Source organism: Paenibacillus humicola, assembly GCF_028826105.1.
Classification (GTDB): Bacteria; Bacillota; Bacilli; order Paenibacillales; family Paenibacillaceae; genus Paenibacillus_Z; species Paenibacillus_Z humicola.
In genome coordinates this window covers 1,132,145-1,149,606 of record NZ_JAQGPL010000001.1, presented here as the reverse complement: position 1 = coordinate 1,149,606, position 17,462 = coordinate 1,132,145, and the positions used below count along the sequence as shown (strand labels likewise).

Sequence of the window (17,462 nt, the reverse complement as noted above, 5' to 3'; positions counted from 1 at the left end):
AGCGATGCTGGAGCTTCATCAGGTCATATGGCGGCACAGCAGCTCCGATTTCCGGATCGATATTCCCCGTCTGACGTTCAAAACCGGCATCACGCTTCTGGTCGGCCGAAACGGCGCGGGGAAATCGTCGCTGCTGCGGCTGCTGGCGACCGCGCAGTTTCCCGGCGAAGGCGAAATCCGTTATAACGGCTTGACCGCGGAACGGGATTTGCCGGTCATCCGCTCGCAGATCGGCTTCGTGCCGACAGGGCTGGAGCTGTACGAGGAGATGAAGCCGCCGAGGCTGCTGCGCTATTTGGCCGAGCTGAAGGGCGGCGCCGCTGCGGGCGAGCTGGAGGAGCTTGCGGACGCATTCGGACTGTCCGGCTATGCGGGGCGGAAAATCAAAACGCTGCCGCAGGGCGTCCGGCAGCGGATCGCGCTCTCGCAGGCGTGGATCGGCTCGCCGGCGTTTCTGTTTCTGGATGAGCCGCTGAATGCGCTCGATGCGCTGGAGCGGCTGCGCTTCATCCGGTTCGTCGCCGCCCGTTCGTCCGGCAGAACCGTGATCGTGTCGGCCCACGAGCTGAACGAGTGGGAAACGTGGGCCGACCGGGTGCTGTGGCTGGACGGCGGCCGGGTCCGGTTTTACGGCACCCTCCCGGAATGGTCCGAAGGGCTGCCGCTGTCGATCTGGGAAGGGACGGTCGGCGCGGCCGAATATGCCGCGCTCGATCGCTTGTCGGTGCTGCACATCGTATCCCAGGTAAACCGTACCTTCCGCGTGCGGCTGATGAGCGCCGTCTGCCCGGGGCCGCAGTTCGTCCCACGCGAAACGTCGCTGGAGGACGCTTATTTTATCCGCTGCCGGCTGCAGCGCCTAACGGCCGCCACCAGTACCGATTAATGACCGCCGCAAGCGGGCCGTTGATCGGTTTCGCTTTTTCGTCCCCTCTCACCGCGCACGCCCGTTATTTCGGGTCATGACCATATGATCTCCCCCTTTCCGTTTACGCCGTCCGCTGTCCGAGCGACTTCTTCGCTCCGCTGGTGGGAGGCGTCCCGCCGGCCGAACGCTGAGGGCCGGTACCTCTTAACGGAAGCCTCTACATTCGGTTGCGAAAACGGAAAAGCGCCTTTACAATCGAAGCTGTCCCTTATAGATAGTGAACGTGTTAAAGGAACGTATAAGGTCCCGTGCAACGGGACGAAAGGAGGAATGAGTCGCTTTGGACAGCTATGCCATCGCGGAGCTCGAAATCGTCTATTGCGGCGCGGCGACCCGGTTGGTCTTCGCCGCGGCGAAGCTGTTCGTCGTGACCGAAGCCGGCTACCGGCTTTGGTATATCGACGTGGACGGCATGACGCAGTCGGCACTGCTCCACCGATTTAATGAAAGCGAGGACATTCGCGTCGAGCTGTCCGGCATTACCGCTGGCGGCCGTCGTTTCAGCGGCATCGGCTACGTCCATCCCAACGTGGCGCATGCCGCCGCGGCAATTCGGGGAGACGGCACGCTCGCCGGCTTCGAAGCTTGACAGCAGGATTGCGGCTCCCGCCGCCCCTGGCAGAAATGCTTGCCACACGGATGTCGCCGCCTTTGGACGGCGAAGAAAGTGGATTCTCTTGGAAATGAAAGCCCCACGGACAGGCAAGCTTGAACGAATTCACTTAATGGTTGAAAAAAGCGGCTCCCGGCCGAGTGCGCGCAAAGCGCATCGGGCCGAAAGCCGCTTTTTGCCGCCCGCCTGTCGTCAGGACGAAGCCGCGATACCTTTGAAAAACAAATCGAACGTAATCGCAATCTGTTCGGACAGCTCCTCCTCCCGGCCCCCCATCGACCAGACGAACAACGCGCCGTAATACGTCTGCAGCGCAAGCCGGGCAATCATCTCCGCCGGCATATCCCTGCGCAGCTCTCCGTTTTGCTGGCCGAGCGCGACGACCGGCACGATCGCCTCCATCAGCCCGCCGATCATCCGGTTGTGGGCGTCCAGCGCCTTCGGGCTGCCGAGAATAGCCTGAAACAACGCGCGCGCCAGCGGCTTGCCGAGCGGAAAATCGTGCACGAGCTGAAACAGAAGCAGCCGCATTCTCGGAATGAGCAGTCCCGGATTGTCCGTCAGCTTCGAGATCTGATCGATGACGAACAGCCCCTGCAGATCGCAAATCAGCTCTTCCTTGGAAGAGAAATAGTTGAAAAAAGTTCCCTTCGCAACGCCTGCCTGCTTCGCGATCTGCTCGATCGACGCATTCTCGTAGCCGAGCTCGGCGAACAGCGAGAGCGCAGCCTCCTTGATGCGCAGCCGAGTCTCTGCCTTCTTCTGCTCGCGCTTCATCCGCCTTCCATCCTTCCCTTTTGCAAGTCAACACCCGTACCGACATTGTAACATAGCCGGTTTGCGCCCGTAAACGTAGGTGACCGCAAGTCCAATTTTTCTGTCCTAAATCCCCCTCCTCTCCATTAAATTCCCGATATATCCCATTGTGTTCAATAAATTATCACAAAATAATTATGACCACTAGTACAAAATTATTGATTTCGGCGGATCTTTCGGCTATAAATAAGAATAGAAAAAAAGCGGCGCGTGACAATTCCGCCGTCCGCGATGTCAGGGGAGGAACTCAATATGCCGGAACGGTTTATACGCGGTCTCGCCCGCATGAAATGGATCGTTCTCATTCTGTGGGTCGTCTTTGCGGCCCTGTCGGCCGCCCTGCTGCCCGATTTGCAGGGTATCGTCCGGAACACGGAACAGAAATTCATTCCGTCCGATTCCGAATCCGTCGTGGCCAAGCAGCTTCTGGAACGGATCAATCCGGAAGCGACGACCAAATCGAGCGCCATCGTCGTCTATTCCCGCAAAGGCGGCCTGACCGGCCAGGACCGGCAGTGGCTGCAGCAGAAAGCCGCACAGCTCGCGGAGCTGAAAGGACACGACGGCTTCCAGTCCGTCCAGTCGGCCTACGATTCGCCCGAGCTGGCGTCGAAATTCCGCAGCGCGGACGGCACGACCGAGCTGATCCTCGTCGGCTTCGACCATCCCGACATGGATACGATCACGCAGGAGGCGGTCGACAAGCTGGCGGACGAAGTGAAGGGCTCGCCTGCGGGCAGCCATGTCGAGCTGACGGGCAGCGCGCCGATCAACAAGGATTTTCAATCGAGCTCGGAGGACGGGCTGAAGAAAACGGAGCTGCTCACGGTCGTGCTCGTGCTCGCCATTTTGCTGATCGTGTTCCGTTCGCCAGTCGCTCCGTTCGTGCCGCTCGTGACGATCGGCATCTCGCTCGTCATTTCGCGCGGCCTCGTGGCGCTGGCGACCCATTTCGGGATGCCCGTCTCCTCGTTCACGGAGTCGTTCCTGATCGCCGTCCTGTTCGGCGCCGGAACGGATTACTGCATCCTGCTCATCCAGCGCTTCCGCGAAGAGTTGGCCCGCGGCGGCGACAAGGTGGACGCGCTCGTACGGACGATGCGGACGGTCGGACGGACGGTCGCCTTCTCGGCCAGCACCGTATTCGTCGCGTTCTTCCTGATCGGCTTCGCGAAATTCGGCTTGTACCAGTCAGCCGTCGGCGTTTCGGTCGGCGTGGCGGTGACGCTGCTCGCCGGTCTCACGCTGACGCCGGCGCTGCTGCTTATTTTCGGCCGGGCGACGTTCTGGCCTACGAAGGTGAAGACGGGCCAAGGGCACGGCGAATCGAAGTTTTGGGGCGGCATGGCCGGCTTTGCCGCGCGGCGGCCGATCGCGGTGCTGCTCGTCGTCGTGATCGTGCTAGCGCCGGTGACGCTGCTGTTCCATGGCAAGCGCTCCTTTGACGATCTCGCCGAAATCGATCCGTCCCACGGCTCGGTGCAGGGCTTCCGCCAGGTCGAGCGGACATTCGGCTCAGGCGAAGTGTTCCCAGTCTCGGTCGCCCTCACCTCGAGCGGCTCGATGCGCACGCCGGAAGCGCTGGCCGCGCTTGAATCGGCCAGCTCCGCCGTGGCGAAGCTCGGTGGCGTCAAAGAGGTGCGCAGCGCCGTCCGGCCGCTCGGCGAGCAGCTGACCGAGCTGACGGTGCCGGACCAGTTGACGAAGACGTCGGATGCGCTGCAGCAGCTGAAGGACGGCGTCGACAAGGTCGCCGGCGGTCTCGGCTCGGCCGGCGGGCAAATCGCCGCAGGACAGGGCGATATCGGCCGGCTGGAGAGCGGCCTGCGCACGATGTCGTCGCAGACGGTGCAGGCGCAGCGGGGGCTGCAGCGCATCCAGGACGGCCTGCAGCAGGCGTCGAAAGGTACGGAGCAGCTCGCAGGCGGCCTGAAGCAAAGCGCGGGAGCCGCCGCTTCCATGGGCGACAGCCTGCAGGCGCTGCTGAAGGCTCATCCCGAGCTGAAGGACGACCCGAGCGTCCGGATGCTGCTCGGCGAGCAGCAGGGGCTGAGCGGCGCGCTGAACAAGCTCGGCCAAAGCGCCGCAGCGGCTTCGCAGAGCTTCGGCCAAATGAGCCCGGCCGTCTCGCAAATCGCTTCCGGACTCGGCCGGCTGGCCGACGGCCAGCGGCAGGCGGCGGACGGTACGGCGAAGCTGGGCGGCGGCATAAGCGCACTGAGCGAAGGATTGAACGACGGCGTCAAAGGCCTTGGCGGCATCTCCGAAGGGCTCGCGAAGGTGAAGGACGCCCAGCAGGGCATCGCGCAGCACGGGGAAGCCCAAATTCCGGGCTGGTATTTGCCGCAGGAAGCGCTTAGCAGCAAGGAGCTGCAGCAGGCGCTGGACGCCTACATGTCGAAGGACGGCAAAACGGCAAAGATCGACGTCATTTTGTCGGTCAATCCGTATTCCGCGAATGCGCTCGTCACGGTAGACGATATCCGCAGCACGCTGGAGCGCAGCCTCGCCGGAACGGCGATCAATCACCCGGCCGTGAAGCTGACCGGCACGACGCCGCAAATCGAAGAGCTGAAGGACATCTCCTACAGCGATTTCACCCGCACCGGCACGTTCGTGCTGATCGGCATTTTCATCGTGCTGATGCTGCTCCTGCGTTCGTTCCTGGCGCCGCTGTACGTGCTTCTCTCGCTCGGCTTCAACTATCTGGTTACGATGGGCATCATCGAGTTCATTTTCGTCCGGCTGCTCGGCAAGCCCGGGCTGTCCTGGAACGCATCCTTCTTCATCTTCCTGATCATCGTCGCGCTCGGGGTCGACTACAGCATCTTCCTGATGGCCCGCTTCAAGGAGGAATACCGCCCGGGCGGCATCGCTTACGCGATGAGACGGGCGATGTCGACGACCGGCGGCGTCATCGTCTCCGCGGCCGTCATTATGGGCGGCACCTTCGCGGCGCTGATGATGTCCGGCGTCAACACGCTGCTGCAGATCGGCGCCGGTATCGTCATCGGGCTCGCGCTGTACTCGACCGTCTTTATGGGTCTGGTCGTGCCGGCCTTGGCGAACCTGGTCGGCGAAGCGAACTGGTGGCCTTTCCGCAAAAGCGGCCCCGAACGGGAAGATAACCCGCTCGGCGCCGTCCCGGCCGTGCGCGGCGATCAGCCGACGACGCCGACGGCTTAAGGCGGAATCCGGCATGCAGGTGTCCGCTCCGAAACGATTCGTATAAACAGTCTCCGGTCGGCTTTACGCCGGCACCGGGAACCGTTCCGCAGCCGATGCCGGCTCCGCTTGATGGCGGGGCCGGTATTTTTCTTTCGGCAGGAAACGATAACTTTTTTGTGTTCTCGATCGATCTAAGGAAAGGGGCCTGCTCCACCGCCAAAGAACGGCGTCCGCCGTTTCTTCTGGCTGCCCGGCTTAACACGCAGGCCGTGTATCGCGCCGCGGTCGTTGCGACGCCCGCTTCCCTGAAACGCGGCGTACGCCTGCTCCACGCGGGGCGACCGGACGTCGGCCGGCTTTTTGCTCCCGTACTAATAATTTCCGTCGTTTAGTGTTATATTGAGGAAAGAATATGGAATCGGAGGGCGAATAAGATGAACGATTTGTTCAAAAAGGCGGTATCGCTCGGCGTCGGCCTGACGATCGCCAGCAAGGAGAAAGTGGAGAAGCTGGTCGAGGAGCTTGTGCAGAAGGGCGAGGTGGCGCCGGCGGAGTCGAAGGAGCTGGTCGCCGATCTGATCGCCAAAGGCCAGGAAGGGCAGAACGAACTGAAAAAAATGGTGCGCGAGCAGCTGCAAAAGCTGCTGGCCGAGCTGAACGTGGCGTCAAAGGACGAGGTCGCGCGGCTGGAATCGCGAATCGCCGAGCTGGAGCAGCAGCAATCCAAACCTGAAGAAACCGAGTGAAGGGATGATCGCCATGTTCGGGAAACGGATTCGCCACATGAATCGTTACCGCGAGATCGCCTTATCGCTCATCCGGCACGGATTCGGCTACATCGTGGAAGAAATGGACGTGTTCCACATGCTGTCCGTGCCGAGGCGGCTGTTCCCGGAATCCGGGAGATTCGAGCGGAAAACGGTCGGGGAACGGATCCGCAGCGTCACTCAGGATTTAGGCCCCGCATTCGTCAAGCTGGGGCAAATCGCCAGCACGCGTCCCGATCTCATCCCGGAGGACATCATCAAGGAGCTGGAGAAGCTTCAGGACCAGGTCGACCCGTTCCCTTTCGACGAGGTGCGGCAAATTATCGAATCCGAATTAAAAGCTCCGATGGATACCCTGTTCGCCGCGTTCGAAGAAACGCCGCTCGCCGCCGCGTCGATCGGGCAGGTCCATTTCGCCATCCTGGACTCCGGCGAGCGGGTCGCCGTTAAAATCCAGCGTCCGTCCATTGCCGAGACGATTCGGACCGATTTGGAAATTCTAGAAAATTTGGCGTCGATCGCCGAACGGCGCTTCGATTGGGCAAGCCGGTACCAGGCGCAGAGCATGATCGCGGAATTCGCCAAGGCGCTGCTGGCCGAGCTGGATTATACGATCGAGGGCAAAAATGCGGAACGCATCGCCCGGCAGTTCGAAGGCGATCCTCATCTGTTCATTCCGAAGGTATACTGGCGCCATTCCTCGCGCAAAGTGCTGGTCATGGAATTTATAACCGGCATCAAGCTGAGCCGGCTGGACGATCTCGAGAGCGGCGGCTACGACCGGAAGCTGCTCGCCGAGCGGTTCATCAACTCGGTTTTTCATCAAATCTTCGTCGAAGGCTTCTTTCACGCGGACCCGCATCCGGGCAACTTGCTGGCGCTGCCGGGCGAAACCGTCGCTTTTCTGGACTTCGGCATGGTCGGCCGCCTGACGCCGGAGATGAAAACCGACCTGTCCGCTCTCGTCATCGCGCTGATGCGGCAGCGGACGGAAGGGATCATGCAGGCGGTGCTCCAGCTGGGACTGGTCGACGACGACGCGAACGTCGCCGAGCTTCGGCGCGACATCGAGTTTCTGCGCGAAAAATATTACGACGTCCCGCTGCACGACATCAGCCTGGGCGAAGCCGTCACCGATTTGTTCGACGCCGCATATCGCCACCGGGTGCGGATTCCGGCCGATTTTATTTTGCTGGGCAAAACGCTGCTCATCGCCGAAGGGGTCGTCGAACGGCTGGACCCGGAATTAAGCATCGTGCAGATGGCGGAGCCCTTCGGCCGGCGGCTGCTGATCGAGCGCTTCCACCCGAAGCAGGTGAAGGACAGCCTGTGGAAGGATGTGCTCGAATACGGGGATTTGCTCGTCACGTTTCCCCGGCAGATGAAAGAGCTGCTTGCGATGGTCAAAAAAGGGCGGCTGCGGCTCGAGATCGGCGTTCCCGAGCTGGAGCGGTTTCTCCGCAACATGGACCGCATCGGCAACCGGCTGTCGTTCAGCATCGTGCTGCTGTCGTTCAGCATCATTATGACGGGGCTTATCATCGGCTCATCTCTGGAACGGCAGCCGAGCTTCGTTTGGAATATTCCCGCGATCGAGATCGGATTTTTTGTCGCGACCGCCATGTTTGTTTGGCTGCTCTATTCGATTTTTAAATCCGGACGGTTCTGACGGCTCCTTGCCGCCGAGCAGCAAGCAGAGTCTCACGCCGGCCTTGGCGGAGGAGCGGGCTGCATCCCGTCGCCCTCTCAGTGAACAAAAGTGGCGAACCCAATCGTTCGCATGAAGGAGAGCATTCCCGTCGTAAAGCAAAGAACCTTCACATCCACCGGTAAAAAAGTGGAAATGAAGGTTCTTTTTATGCGGCTTTCCTAGCTTTGCTTATGCCCCGGAGCCGCAAAGGGGCTTGTCGGGCAGCCTTTGCTTGTCCACCGGCAGCCGCCGCCGGTGCTACTCGGACGCTTTGCCCAGCGTGTAAGCATACAGCTCGGACAGTTCGATGCGCTGAATCTCCTCAAGCACGGAACGGGCCGCTTCGGGCGCGCGGCCCTGCACCTGCTGCTCGACAAGGTCGACGAACAGGGCCGCGTCCCAGGAGCGCGCCTGCGCAAGGCTGCCGAGCTTATCCCGGACAGCCCCTGCCGGGAGCGCATCCAGATTCGCTTCGCCGCGCAGGTAACCGGCCGTCCGTTCGCAGACGTTCTTCATCGCCGCATGACTGCCGACGCGGCGAAACCAGTACTTCGAGTTCCAGTAGTCGCCTTCCATCCGGTGCATCAGCCCGTGCCAGTAGGCACCGGTGACGTCGTCCTCGATCTCCTGCGCGTACGAATGGGAGCGGCTTAAGCTGTCGTTCCGCAAATAAAGCCCCGCAATCAGCGCGATGCCCGCTTTGGTGCCGCCGGCCGCACCGAGCTCCTTCTCCAGCGCGCCGATTTCGCTCTCCAGCCCGGCGTCCCACACGCGCTGCGGCGCAAGCGGCTGCAGCGGGCTGCGCGAATCGAGCCGCTCCGCAATCTTCTTCAGCCGTTCCTGCGCGGAAGCTGTTAACGCCATTTTCAAACACCGCCTTCATGAAATGTTATTGAATGATGACCGCGTACACTTTGCCCGGACCGTGCACGCCGATCGTCAGGTCGTTCTCGATGTCGGCGCTTCGGCTCGGACCCGTAATCAGGTTGAGCGACGACGGCATGACCGAAGCGTGCGGATAAAGCGACTTGAACTTCGCGAACGCTTCGCCCATCCGCGTCACGAGCTGATCGGCGCGGAACACGGCAAACAGCACCTCGGGCAGCAGGCTGACCGAACGGCCTTTGCTGCCTTCACTGAACAGCGCGAGCGTACCGGTGTTCGCGATGACGCTGTCCGGCCAGACGATGCCGAGCTTCGACTGCTCCGCCGCCTGCAGCAGCCCTTCCCGGCGCGCCCAATTGCCGTCCTGTCCCGTCGGCAGCTCCCGTTTCCGCAGCCCGCGCTCGCCGCCCTCGCGCCAGACGAGCGATTCGATGCCCGCGCCGCGCAGCGTCTCGTCAAGTCCGAGCGCTTCGAGCTCGGCATGGTCCCATCTGGCCGTACGCGTGACGCCGAGTTCGGCGCAAACCTGCAGCAGGTACGCGCCGATCGTTTCGGGCGCGTTGTCTTCGTTCACGATCAGCACCTGGCCCGTAAGCGCCGTCCAGCTGCGGATGAACGTCTCGACCAGCTCGCCGCCGGAGAGCCGCTTCTCCTTGTAAAAGTCCGGCACGCCGCGAAACGCCCGCTCCGGCGCCGCCTGAAGCGGAGCCGGGCGGCCGAGCCGGGACGCGATGCGCTGCATGAACGCTTCCTTGCCGTCCATCAAGCCTTTGTCCTGCGCAGTCATTTCGCGCCGCCCCCTTTCGCTTCGTCGGCGCCGCCGGACGCAGCCGGCTTCTTGGCCGCCAGCTCCGCCTGCAGCTTCGCCCACTTGTCGCGGAACGACTGCTTCGGCAGCATCGGCATGAACCGCGACTGCGTCCAGCCGGAGAGCGGCGGCGGTCCCGCCTTGATGAACCCGTTTCGGACAAGCGGCTTCTGCAAATAATACGCCGATTTCGTCGCCAGCTTATAGAGCGTCACATTGCCGAACATCGTTTGGTACATTTTGAACGCCACCCGCTCCGGGAGCGCCGTCAGCTTCATTTTCACCTTGCGGTGCCGCAGCTGAACGAGCATGTCGTGCAGCGGAATTTTCACCGGACACGCCTCGTAGCAGGCGCCGCACAGGCTCGACGCGTAAGCGAGCGTCCCCGCCTCCTTCATGTCCTGCTGCAGCAGCGGCGTCAGCACCGCTCCGATCGGCCCGCTGTAGACGGAGCCGTACGTATGGCCGCCGACCTGACGGTACACCGGGCAGACGTTCAGGCAGGCCGCGCAGCGGATGCAGTTCAATACGTCCTGGAAAATCGGATCGCCGAGCTGCGCCGAACGGCCGTTATCCAAAATAATAACATGCAGCTCCTCCGGCCCGTCAAGGTCGCCTTCGCGCCGCGGTCCCGTGACGATCGACGTGTACGTCGTCAGCTTTTGTCCCGTTGCGCTGCGCGCCAGCAGGTTAAGCACCACCTCGAGATCCTCGAACGTCGGCACGAGGCGCTCCATGCCCATGACCACGACGTGCGTCTTCGGCAGCGTCGACACCATCCGCCCGTTGCCCTCGTTGGAGACGAGCGTAATCGAGCCGGACTCCGCCACGCCGAAATTGCAGCCGGTCAGCCCGATATCCGCCTCGAGAAAATAGTTCCGCAGCTTCTGCTTCGCATATGCGGCCAGCGTCTTCGTATCCGGCTCGAACGGCCGTCCCGCGTCCTCCTCGAACAGGTCGGCGATCTGCCGCTTGTTTTTATGGATCGCGGGAATGATGAGATGGGAAGGCGTCTCCTTCGCCAGCTGCAAAATATATTCGCCGAGATCGGTCTCGATCGCCTCGATCCCGTCCTCCTCCAGATGATGGTTTAGATGGATTTCCTCCGATACCATCGACTTGCCCTTCGCCACCAGCTTCGCCTGCTTGCGCCTTGCGATCTCCATAAAGACGCGCACCGCGTCGTCCGCGCCTTCGCAGAAGTAGACGCTGCCGCCGTTTGCCGCCACGTTATCGGCGAACTGGCCGAGATAATAATCGAGATGGGAGACCGTATGCTGCCGGATCGCCCGGCCGCGCTCGCGCCACGCCTCCCAATCGCCGAATTCGTCCGTCGCGTTCAGCTTGCCGCTGCGCAGCTTGTCGGTCGTAAAGGCGACCGCCTTGCGCAGAAAATCGTTGGCGAGCGCTTCCTTCGTCCGCTTCTTCAGCCCCGAGCCGATTGCGGCGGCCGCCGGATCGTGCGCTGCGCCCGCGACCGCCCCTTCCGCCATCAGCTTCGGCTGGTTAGCCGATTGCCTCCTATCCATCTATGCTCTTCTCCCTTCCTCGAGCAGCTGCGCCAAATGCATGACTTTGACGGGCCGGCCTTCCTTGTTCAGCCGTCCGCCGATGTTCATCAGGCAGCCCATATCGGTGCCGACAAGCACCTCCGCGCCCGTCTCGCAGACGCACGCCGCTTTCTCGCACACCATCGCCTCCGACATGTCGGCCATTTTGACCGCAAACGTGCCGCCGAAGCCGCAGCAGTCCTGCTTGCGCGGCAGCTCGACGAATTCCATTCCCTTAACGGCGCCCAGCAGCTCCGCCGGCTCCTCGGTGACGCCGAGCAGGCGCGACGCGTGGCACGAAGGATGATAGGTCACTTTATGGGGAAACGCCGCGCCGACGTCCGTCACGCCGAGCACCCGAACGATAAACTGCGAAAACTCGTACATTTTATCGATAAGCGCTTCCGCTTTCGACTTCCATTCCGGCTCGTTCTCGAAAAGATAAGGATAATAATGGTGCACCATTCCGGTGCAGGAGCCCGAGGGCGACACGACGTAATCGCTGTGCTCGAACGCGCGGATCAGATTTCGCGCCACTTCCCGCGCCTCGTCCTGGTATCCGCTGTTGAAGGCGGGCTGTCCGCAGCACGTCTGCAGCTCGGGAAAATCGACCTCGCAGCCGTAATCGTGCAGCAGCCGGACAACGCTTTCACCGACCTCCGGATAAAGCTGGTCCGCAAGGCAGGTGATAAATAGCGAAACTTTCATGAAATCTTCTTCCCTTCCTTCGTTTATATTATCAGCTTATCAGACAAGTAGTGCATTGAAAAGTGAATTTTGCGATCTCGGCACGTTCGGTTTAGCCTAGCGGAAGCGGAAGCGGCGGCAAAAGCCAGCAGAATAAGAGCAGACGGTTTACGGAATGGAAAGCGGGAGTCAGCAGCTTAGGAACGGAGGGTCCAGTTGAAAGCGGGACTCAGCGGTATCGGAACGAGGGGATATAGATGGAGGCGGGAATTAGCTGGTTGATACCCGGTGATGGCGGGAGAGCAGCAGGATGGAAGCAGGAAAAAGGCGGTTTGAAAGCGGTACGGCGGCGACAATAAGACAAGATGTAAATAAAGGGAAATTCAGGAAGGGTGGCGAATCCATAACGTGCAGCTTCGGCTGATTATGCAACTGAAGGAGTGTGTGGATGTTGGACGCTGACACAAAGATTTGGGACGATCGTGCCAAAGCCGAATGGTTCCGGGAATACAACGGCGAGCTGCATGCCGATCCGTATCCGTTCTATGCGTATTTGGTGCAAAACGAGCCGCTGTTCTATATGGAGGACCGGTATATTTGGGTCGCCGCCAGACATGAGGATGTGCAAACGATTTTGAAAAGCCCGTCGTTCGTCCGCGAGGCGGCCAATGCGGTTCCGGACATGCAGGTGCAGACGCCGCTGCCCGATTGGAAGCCGTTCGTCGATCTGACGGCCAACTGGATGCTGTTCCGCGATCCGCCGACCCATACCCGGCTTCGCGGGCTCGTCTCGCACGCTTTCACGCCGCGGACAATGGAACGACTGCGCCCCCGCATCCGCTCCATTGCGGACGATCTCGCCGCCGGGCTGACGGCGGAATCGGGCACGCCCGATCTCATCGAAGCCTTCGCCTTTCCGCTGCCCGTCATCGTGATTGCGGAAATGCTCGGCGTACCGCCGGAGGACCGCGAGCTGTTCAAGGGCTGGTCGAACACGGTCGCGAAGCTGCTTGATGTTACGGATCAGCCGCCCGGATTTATGACGCACGCCGGGCAGGTGATCGGCGACATGACGGCCTATTTTCGCCAGCTTGCCGCCGAACGGCGCAAGCAGCCTCGGGAGGACATGCTTTCCGATCTGCTGGCCATCCAGCAAAATGAAGACCGGCTGACCGAGGACGAGCTGATCTCGAACTGCATTCTGCTGCTCGTCGCGGGGCATGAAACGACCGTCAACCTGATCGGCAACGGCGCGCTTGCGCTGCTTCGGCATCCGGAACAGCAGGAAAGGCTGCGGCTTCAGCCGGAGCTTATCGGCTCCGCGGTCGAGGAAATGCTGCGCTTCGAGAGTCCGGTGCAGATGACGGGGCGGATCGCCGCCGAAGACGTTCAAATCGGCGGACGGACGATCCGCCGCGGGCAGTTCGTCAACGTGATGCTCGGCGCCGCCAACCGGGACCCCGCCGAATTCGGCGGCGATTCGGACCGGTTCGACATCGCCCGCACGCCGAACCGCCATCTGGCGTTTGCGACGGGCGCCCATTACTGCCTCGGAGCGCCGCTCGCCCGGATGGAGGGCGAAATTGCGCTGACCGCGTTATTCCGGAGTCTGCCGGGTATGAAGGCAGCGGACGAAGCGCCGTCCTGGCGGCCGAATCTTGTGTTCCGCGGCCTTCAGCAGCTGCGCGTGCACGCGGAATAAACGAACCGCTTCATCGGTTCATTGCCTCGGGACTCGATCAAGCCCGGCAATCCGCGAGAGGCTGCGTGCAGGTTATGCCGGGCATTACTGCACGTACTCGCGAAGCACCCGCTCGACATGCGCCAAATGCGAGCGCATCTCCGATTCGGCGCGGGCGGGATTTTCCGCTTCGACCGCTTGGAAGATCGCTTCATGCTCTTCCCACAGCCGGACGGATACCTTCTTGCTGCCGTATAGCTGGATGCGGCGGGCGTCGCGGATCGCGGCTTCCATCTGCGACGAGATCGTTTCGAGCAGGCGCACCATGATGGAATTGTGCGTCGCTTTGGACATCAGCCGGTGAAATTCGATATCGGCCGCTTCGCCGTACGCCTCGTCGCCGAGCCGCTCCTGCATCGAATGGAGAAGCGCGCGAAAAGCGGCGAGGTCCTCTTCCGTCCGGCGCGTCGCGGCAATCGAAGCGTTGGCCGCCTCGAGCGCCATCCTCGCCTCCATCAGCTCGAAGATCGCGTCTTTGCCAAGCAGCAGCGGAGCGAAGCTCGGCATCTCCAGCTCGGACGGGTCGGCCGAGCGGACGAAGCAGCCTTCGCCCTGGCGGATCTCGATCAATCCCATCGCTTTCAGCGCACTGAGCGCTTCCCGCATCGTGGAGCGGCCGACCTGGAACTGCTCGGACAGTTCCTTCGTCGAAGGCAGCTTGTCTCCCCGCTTCCAGCCTCCTTCGAGAATATGCTGCTTCAGCCGGTCGGCGATTTGCTCGTATATTTTCCGGGACGAAATTTTCTCGAACGTCAAGCCGCTCCCCTCCCTCCGGCGTCCTCAGGCGCGAAAAGAGCCGTTCCGCGCGGCCGCGAAGCCGTCTTCCGGCTGTTGGTCGCTTGTCGGAACGGCCCTTAACGGCCGGTGCCGGTCTATTTGCTGTGCAGCACTTCAGGCGTCGTCAGCTTGTCGTAAAAATCGACGCATTTGTCCTTGTCGGCCGAATCGCGCAGCGTCATCGCCGACCGCGGATGCTCGTCCAGCATGCCGGTAATCATGTACGGAATGATATAGCCCCACTCTTCCTTCTCGCGGAGCGGAATCATATACTTCTCGATCATGTCCAGCACCGGACGGACGTTGTACTTCGTATTCTTCAAGTGTGCCACAAGCAGCTCCGTCGGGCAGTTGCCCGCCGCGCGGCCCATGCCGTATACCGATGCGTCCAGCAGCTCGACGCCTTTCTCGGCGGAGATGAGCGTGTTGGCGAAAGCCAGCTGCATGTTGTTGTGCGTATGCACGCCGAGCCGTTTGTTCGGCAGATGCTTCCGGAACTTATCGACAAGATAGGTGTAGTCGTTCGGGTCGAGGCTGCCGTACGAATCGACGACGTAGACGACGTCGACGACGCTTGCCGCGATGTGCTCGAACGCTTCCTCCAGCTGATTTTCCATGACGTTCGACAGCGCCATAATATTCAGCGTCGTCTCGTAGCCGCGGTCGTGGAACAGCTGGACCAGCTCAAGCGCCTTGTCCACATCCTGGATATAACAGGCGACGCGGATCAGGTCGAGCAGGCTCTGTTCGCGCGGCAAAATGTCGTTCTCGTCCACGCGGCCCACATCGACGAGCGCGGACAGCTTCGTGTTCAGCTTCTGCGGAATGACCTTGCGCAGAAACTCGTCGTCGAGGAACCGCCACGGGCCCGCGGATTCGGCGCCCTTCAGCAGCTTCGGCGAATTTTTGTAGCCGACCTCCATGTAGTCGACGCCCGCATCGTTCAGGCAGGCATACAGATGCTGCACGAACTCGACGCTGAAATCCCAATTGTTGACGAGTCCGCCGTCGCGAATCGTGCAGTCGACGATCTTGCAATGACCGGTTTTCGAATTCATGTGCGAAAATGCTCCTTTGACAGCCAGTACCTGACTTTTCTTTTCTATTCATCATACTTGAAAAGAGCGGTTTACGCAAAGCCATTTTGCGCCGGACCGCGAGCATTGCCGCCTTTTTCCGCCATCCCGTGCGGCTGGGGCGAATGCCGCGCCGGCGGCCGGAGACAATCACCGCCGGAGCGCATGCGAAGCGGGAGCCCGTCCTCGCCGCCCCGCTTCTTTACGCCTTCGGCCGGATCATCTCCTCGGGGCGGACGACCTCGTCGAACTTGTCCGCCGAGATCAGCCCGGATCGGATCGCCGCCTCGCGCAGCGTGAGCCCTTCCTTATGGGCGGCCTTGGCGATCGCCGCCGCGTTCTCGTAGCCGATATGCGGGTTCAGCGCCGTTACGAGCATGAGCGAACGCTCCACATGCCGGGCGATCGTCTCCCGGTTCGGCTCGATGCCGGCGGCGCAGTGCTCGTCGAAGGAAACGATCGCATCCGCGAGCAGCCGGGCCGACTGCAGGAAATTGTGGATGATGACTGGCTTGAACACGTTCAGCTCGAAATTGCCCTGGCTGGCGGCGAAGCCGATCGCCGCGTCGTTGCCCATCACCTGGCAGACGACCATCGTGAGCGCCTCGCTCTGCGTCGGATTCACCTTGCCCGGCATGATCGAGCTGCCCGGCTCGTTTTCCGGGATGCGGATTTCGCCGATGCCGCTGCGCGGTCCGCTCGCCAGCCAGCGGACGTCGTTGGCGATCTTCATCAGATCCGCGGCAAGCGCCTTGAATGCGCCATGGACGAACACGAGCTCGTCGTGGCTTGTCAGCGCCTGAAATTTGTTCGATGCGCTGACGAACGTTTGCCCCGTCAACCGGCCGATCGCCGCCGCCGCCCGGTCCCCGAATTCGGGATGCGCGTTCAGCCCCGTGCCGACGGCCGTCCCGCCGATCGCCAGCTCGCGCAGCTCCTCGCTGCTGGCGCGGATGTTCCGCTCGCCCTTGTCCAGCATGCGCACCCAGCCGCTGATTTCCTGGCCCAGCGTCAGCGGGGTCGCATCCTGCAGATGGGTGCGGCCGATTTTGACCACGTCCGCGAACGCTTCACTTTTGGCCTGCAGCGTCGCCTTCAGCCGCCCGATCGCCGGCAGGAGCTCGTCGTGAACGGCAAGCAGCGCGGCGATATGCATGGCGGTCGGAAACGTGTCGTTGGAGCTCTGCGACCGGTTCACGTCGTCGTTGGGGTGCACGCGCGCGCCGGCGGCGCCTTTCTCCGCCAGCAGCTGCTGCGCGCGCCGGGCGAGCACCTCGTTGACGTTCATGTTCGTCTGCGTGCCGCTCCCCGTCTGCCAGACCGCCAGCGGAAACTCGTCCGGCCAGCGGCCGCCGAGCACCTCGTCGGCCGCGGCGGCGATGGCGTCCGCCTTGTCCGCTTCCAGCTTCCCGAGCTGCTTGTTGGCCAGCGCCGCGCCTTTCTTCAAGTAAGCGAATGCGCGAATGAGCGCCGGGGGCATTTTTTCCGTGCCGATTTTGAAGTTCTGCAGGCTGCGCTGCGTCTGCGCGCCCCACATCCGCTCGGCCGGCACCTCGATCGTGCCCATCGAATCTTTTTCCGTACGGGTATTCGTCATGTCAGCCGCTCCTTTTTCCGGTGTATGATCCAAGCCTTGAAACGATTCCTCGGGTGCGTACAGGCGCATCCGGCCGCCTCCGGCAGCTTCCTAAGGGGCCAGGCCCTGTTTGGCCCGGAGGCAAAACGTCTAATAATGACTATATCACCACTATTTGCGAAGGAGGCGCGCTTTATGCCATGGACGAAGGACGATTATCCCGATTCGCTCAAAAATTTCACCGCTCCCGTTCGCGCCAAAGCGGTCGAAATCGCCAACGCGCTGCTGGAGGACGGCTGCGAGGAAGGGCGGGCGATCGCCATCGCCACCTCGCAGGCCAAAGAATGGGCGGAAAACCGACATAAGCAGGTGCGAAAAAA

General features: G+C 61.8%; 14 protein-coding genes and 1 pseudogene. 7 read left to right on the top strand and 8 right to left on the bottom strand.

Features of this window, described 5'->3' with window-relative positions; genetic code table 11:
* Positions 1–4 precede the first annotated feature (4 nt).
* On the top strand, positions 5–886 hold the full coding sequence (locus PD282_RS05515; protein ID WP_274649337.1) for an ATP-binding cassette domain-containing protein: 882 nt from the start codon (positions 5–7) through the stop codon (positions 884–886).
* A gap of 322 nt (positions 887–1,208) precedes the next feature.
* The gene (locus tag PD282_RS05510) at positions 1,209–1,517 is read left to right on the top strand and encodes a hypothetical protein (RefSeq protein WP_274649336.1); all 309 of its coding nucleotides are present in this window, start codon (positions 1,209–1,211) and stop codon (positions 1,515–1,517) included.
* A 216-nt stretch (positions 1,518–1,733) separates the two neighbouring features.
* Here PD282_RS05510 and PD282_RS05505 read toward each other — a convergent pair whose 3' ends face one another.
* A complete protein-coding gene (locus PD282_RS05505) occupies positions 1,734–2,318 on the bottom strand; it encodes a TetR/AcrR family transcriptional regulator (protein WP_274649335.1) in 585 nt (194 codons plus the stop codon).
* Positions 2,319–2,609: 291 nt separating this feature from the next.
* On the opposite strand from PD282_RS05505, the gene PD282_RS05500 reads away from it, so the two are divergent.
* The 3 genes from PD282_RS05500 to PD282_RS05490 all read left to right on the top strand — a co-directional run bounded on the left by PD282_RS05500 (position 2,610) and on the right by PD282_RS05490 (position 7,961).
* Positions 2,610–5,543 (top strand): MMPL family transporter, encoded by a 2,934-nt coding sequence (locus PD282_RS05500; protein ID WP_274649334.1) that lies wholly within the window; start codon positions 2,610–2,612, stop codon positions 5,541–5,543.
* Positions 5,544–5,959: 416 nt separating this feature from the next.
* Positions 5,960–6,271: a phasin family protein gene (locus PD282_RS05495; RefSeq protein ID WP_338045162.1), complete on the top strand. Its 312-nt coding sequence runs from the start codon at positions 5,960–5,962 to the stop codon at positions 6,269–6,271.
* A 13-nt stretch (positions 6,272–6,284) separates the two neighbouring features.
* On the top strand, positions 6,285–7,961 hold the full coding sequence (locus tag PD282_RS05490; protein WP_274649333.1) for an ABC1 kinase family protein: 1,677 nt from the start codon (positions 6,285–6,287) through the stop codon (positions 7,959–7,961).
* A gap of 279 nt (positions 7,962–8,240) precedes the next feature.
* Here the strand turns inward: PD282_RS05490 and PD282_RS05485 are convergent, their stop codons facing one another.
* The 4 genes from PD282_RS05485 to PD282_RS05470 are packed head-to-tail and all read right to left on the bottom strand — an operon-like array spanning position 8,241 to position 11,933.
* Positions 8,241–8,846: a hypothetical protein gene (locus tag PD282_RS05485; RefSeq protein ID WP_274649332.1), complete on the bottom strand. Its 606-nt coding sequence runs from the start codon at positions 8,844–8,846 to the stop codon at positions 8,241–8,243.
* Between the two features lie 25 nt (positions 8,847–8,871).
* Positions 8,872–9,654 (bottom strand): LutC/YkgG family protein, encoded by a 783-nt coding sequence (locus PD282_RS05480; RefSeq protein WP_274649331.1) that lies wholly within the window; start codon positions 9,652–9,654, stop codon positions 8,872–8,874.
* Positions 9,651–11,168 (bottom strand): LutB/LldF family L-lactate oxidation iron-sulfur protein, encoded by a 1,518-nt coding sequence (locus tag PD282_RS05475; RefSeq protein ID WP_274655057.1) that lies wholly within the window; start codon positions 11,166–11,168, stop codon positions 9,651–9,653. Before PD282_RS05475 ends, PD282_RS05480 begins: the two co-directional genes overlap by 4 nt.
* A 36-nt stretch (positions 11,169–11,204) precedes the next feature.
* The gene (locus PD282_RS05470; protein WP_274649330.1) at positions 11,205–11,933 is read right to left on the bottom strand and encodes a (Fe-S)-binding protein; all 729 of its coding nucleotides are present in this window, start codon (positions 11,931–11,933) and stop codon (positions 11,205–11,207) included.
* 427 nt (positions 11,934–12,360) lie between these two features.
* Between PD282_RS05470 and PD282_RS05465 the strand changes: the two genes are divergently transcribed.
* Positions 12,361–13,614 (top strand): cytochrome P450, encoded by a 1,254-nt coding sequence (locus PD282_RS05465; protein ID WP_274649329.1) that lies wholly within the window; start codon positions 12,361–12,363, stop codon positions 13,612–13,614.
* 84 nt (positions 13,615–13,698) lie between these two features.
* On the opposite strand, the gene PD282_RS05460 is transcribed toward PD282_RS05465, so the two are convergent.
* The 3 genes from PD282_RS05460 to fumC form a co-directional block, all read right to left on the bottom strand.
* Positions 13,699–14,409 (bottom strand): FadR/GntR family transcriptional regulator, encoded by a 711-nt coding sequence (locus PD282_RS05460; RefSeq protein ID WP_274649328.1) that lies wholly within the window; start codon positions 14,407–14,409, stop codon positions 13,699–13,701.
* Positions 14,410–14,525: 116 nt separating this feature from the next.
* On the bottom strand, positions 14,526–15,488 hold the full coding sequence (locus tag PD282_RS05455) for an aldolase catalytic domain-containing protein (protein ID WP_274649327.1): 963 nt from the start codon (positions 15,486–15,488) through the stop codon (positions 14,526–14,528).
* 220 nt (positions 15,489–15,708) lie between these two features.
* Positions 15,709–17,103, bottom strand: a complete 1,395-nt coding sequence (gene fumC, locus PD282_RS05450) for a class II fumarate hydratase (protein WP_274649326.1) — start codon at positions 17,101–17,103, stop codon at positions 15,709–15,711.
* Positions 17,104–17,277: 174 nt separating this feature from the next.
* Between fumC and PD282_RS05445 the strand changes: the two are divergent.
* Positions 17,278–17,439 (top strand): annotated as a pseudogene (locus tag PD282_RS05445) (DUF2188 domain-containing protein); the annotation flags it as partial.
* Positions 17,440–17,462 lie beyond the last annotated feature (23 nt).

Bases quoted from the DNA above. Each gene is read 5' to 3' on its own strand.
- PD282_RS05515 (WP_274649337.1), top strand. From the start codon at position 5: ATGCTGGAGCTTCATCAGGTCATATGGCGGCACAGCAGCTCCGATTTC.
- PD282_RS05505 (WP_274649335.1), bottom strand. From the start codon at position 2,318: ATGAAGCGCGAGCAGAAGAAGGCAGAGACTCGGCTGCGCATCAAGGAG.
- PD282_RS05500 (WP_274649334.1), top strand. From the start codon at position 2,610: ATGCCGGAACGGTTTATACGCGGTCTCGCCCGCATGAAATGGATCGTT.
- PD282_RS05495 (WP_338045162.1), top strand. From the start codon at position 5,960: ATGAACGATTTGTTCAAAAAGGCGGTATCGCTCGGCGTCGGCCTGACG.
- PD282_RS05490 (WP_274649333.1), top strand. From the start codon at position 6,285: ATGTTCGGGAAACGGATTCGCCACATGAATCGTTACCGCGAGATCGCC.
- PD282_RS05485 (WP_274649332.1), bottom strand. From the start codon at position 8,846: ATGGCGTTAACAGCTTCCGCGCAGGAACGGCTGAAGAAGATTGCGGAG.
- PD282_RS05480 (WP_274649331.1), bottom strand. From the start codon at position 9,654: ATGACTGCGCAGGACAAAGGCTTGATGGACGGCAAGGAAGCGTTCATG.
- PD282_RS05475 (WP_274655057.1), bottom strand. From the start codon at position 11,168: ATGGCGGAAGGGGCGGTCGCGGGCGCAGCGCACGATCCGGCGGCCGCC.
- PD282_RS05470 (WP_274649330.1), bottom strand. From the start codon at position 11,933: ATGAAAGTTTCGCTATTTATCACCTGCCTTGCGGACCAGCTTTATCCG.
- PD282_RS05465 (WP_274649329.1), top strand. From the start codon at position 12,361: ATGTTGGACGCTGACACAAAGATTTGGGACGATCGTGCCAAAGCCGAA.
- PD282_RS05455 (WP_274649327.1), bottom strand. From the start codon at position 15,488: ATGAATTCGAAAACCGGTCATTGCAAGATCGTCGACTGCACGATTCGC.
- fumC (WP_274649326.1), bottom strand. From the start codon at position 17,103: ATGACGAATACCCGTACGGAAAAAGATTCGATGGGCACGATCGAGGTG.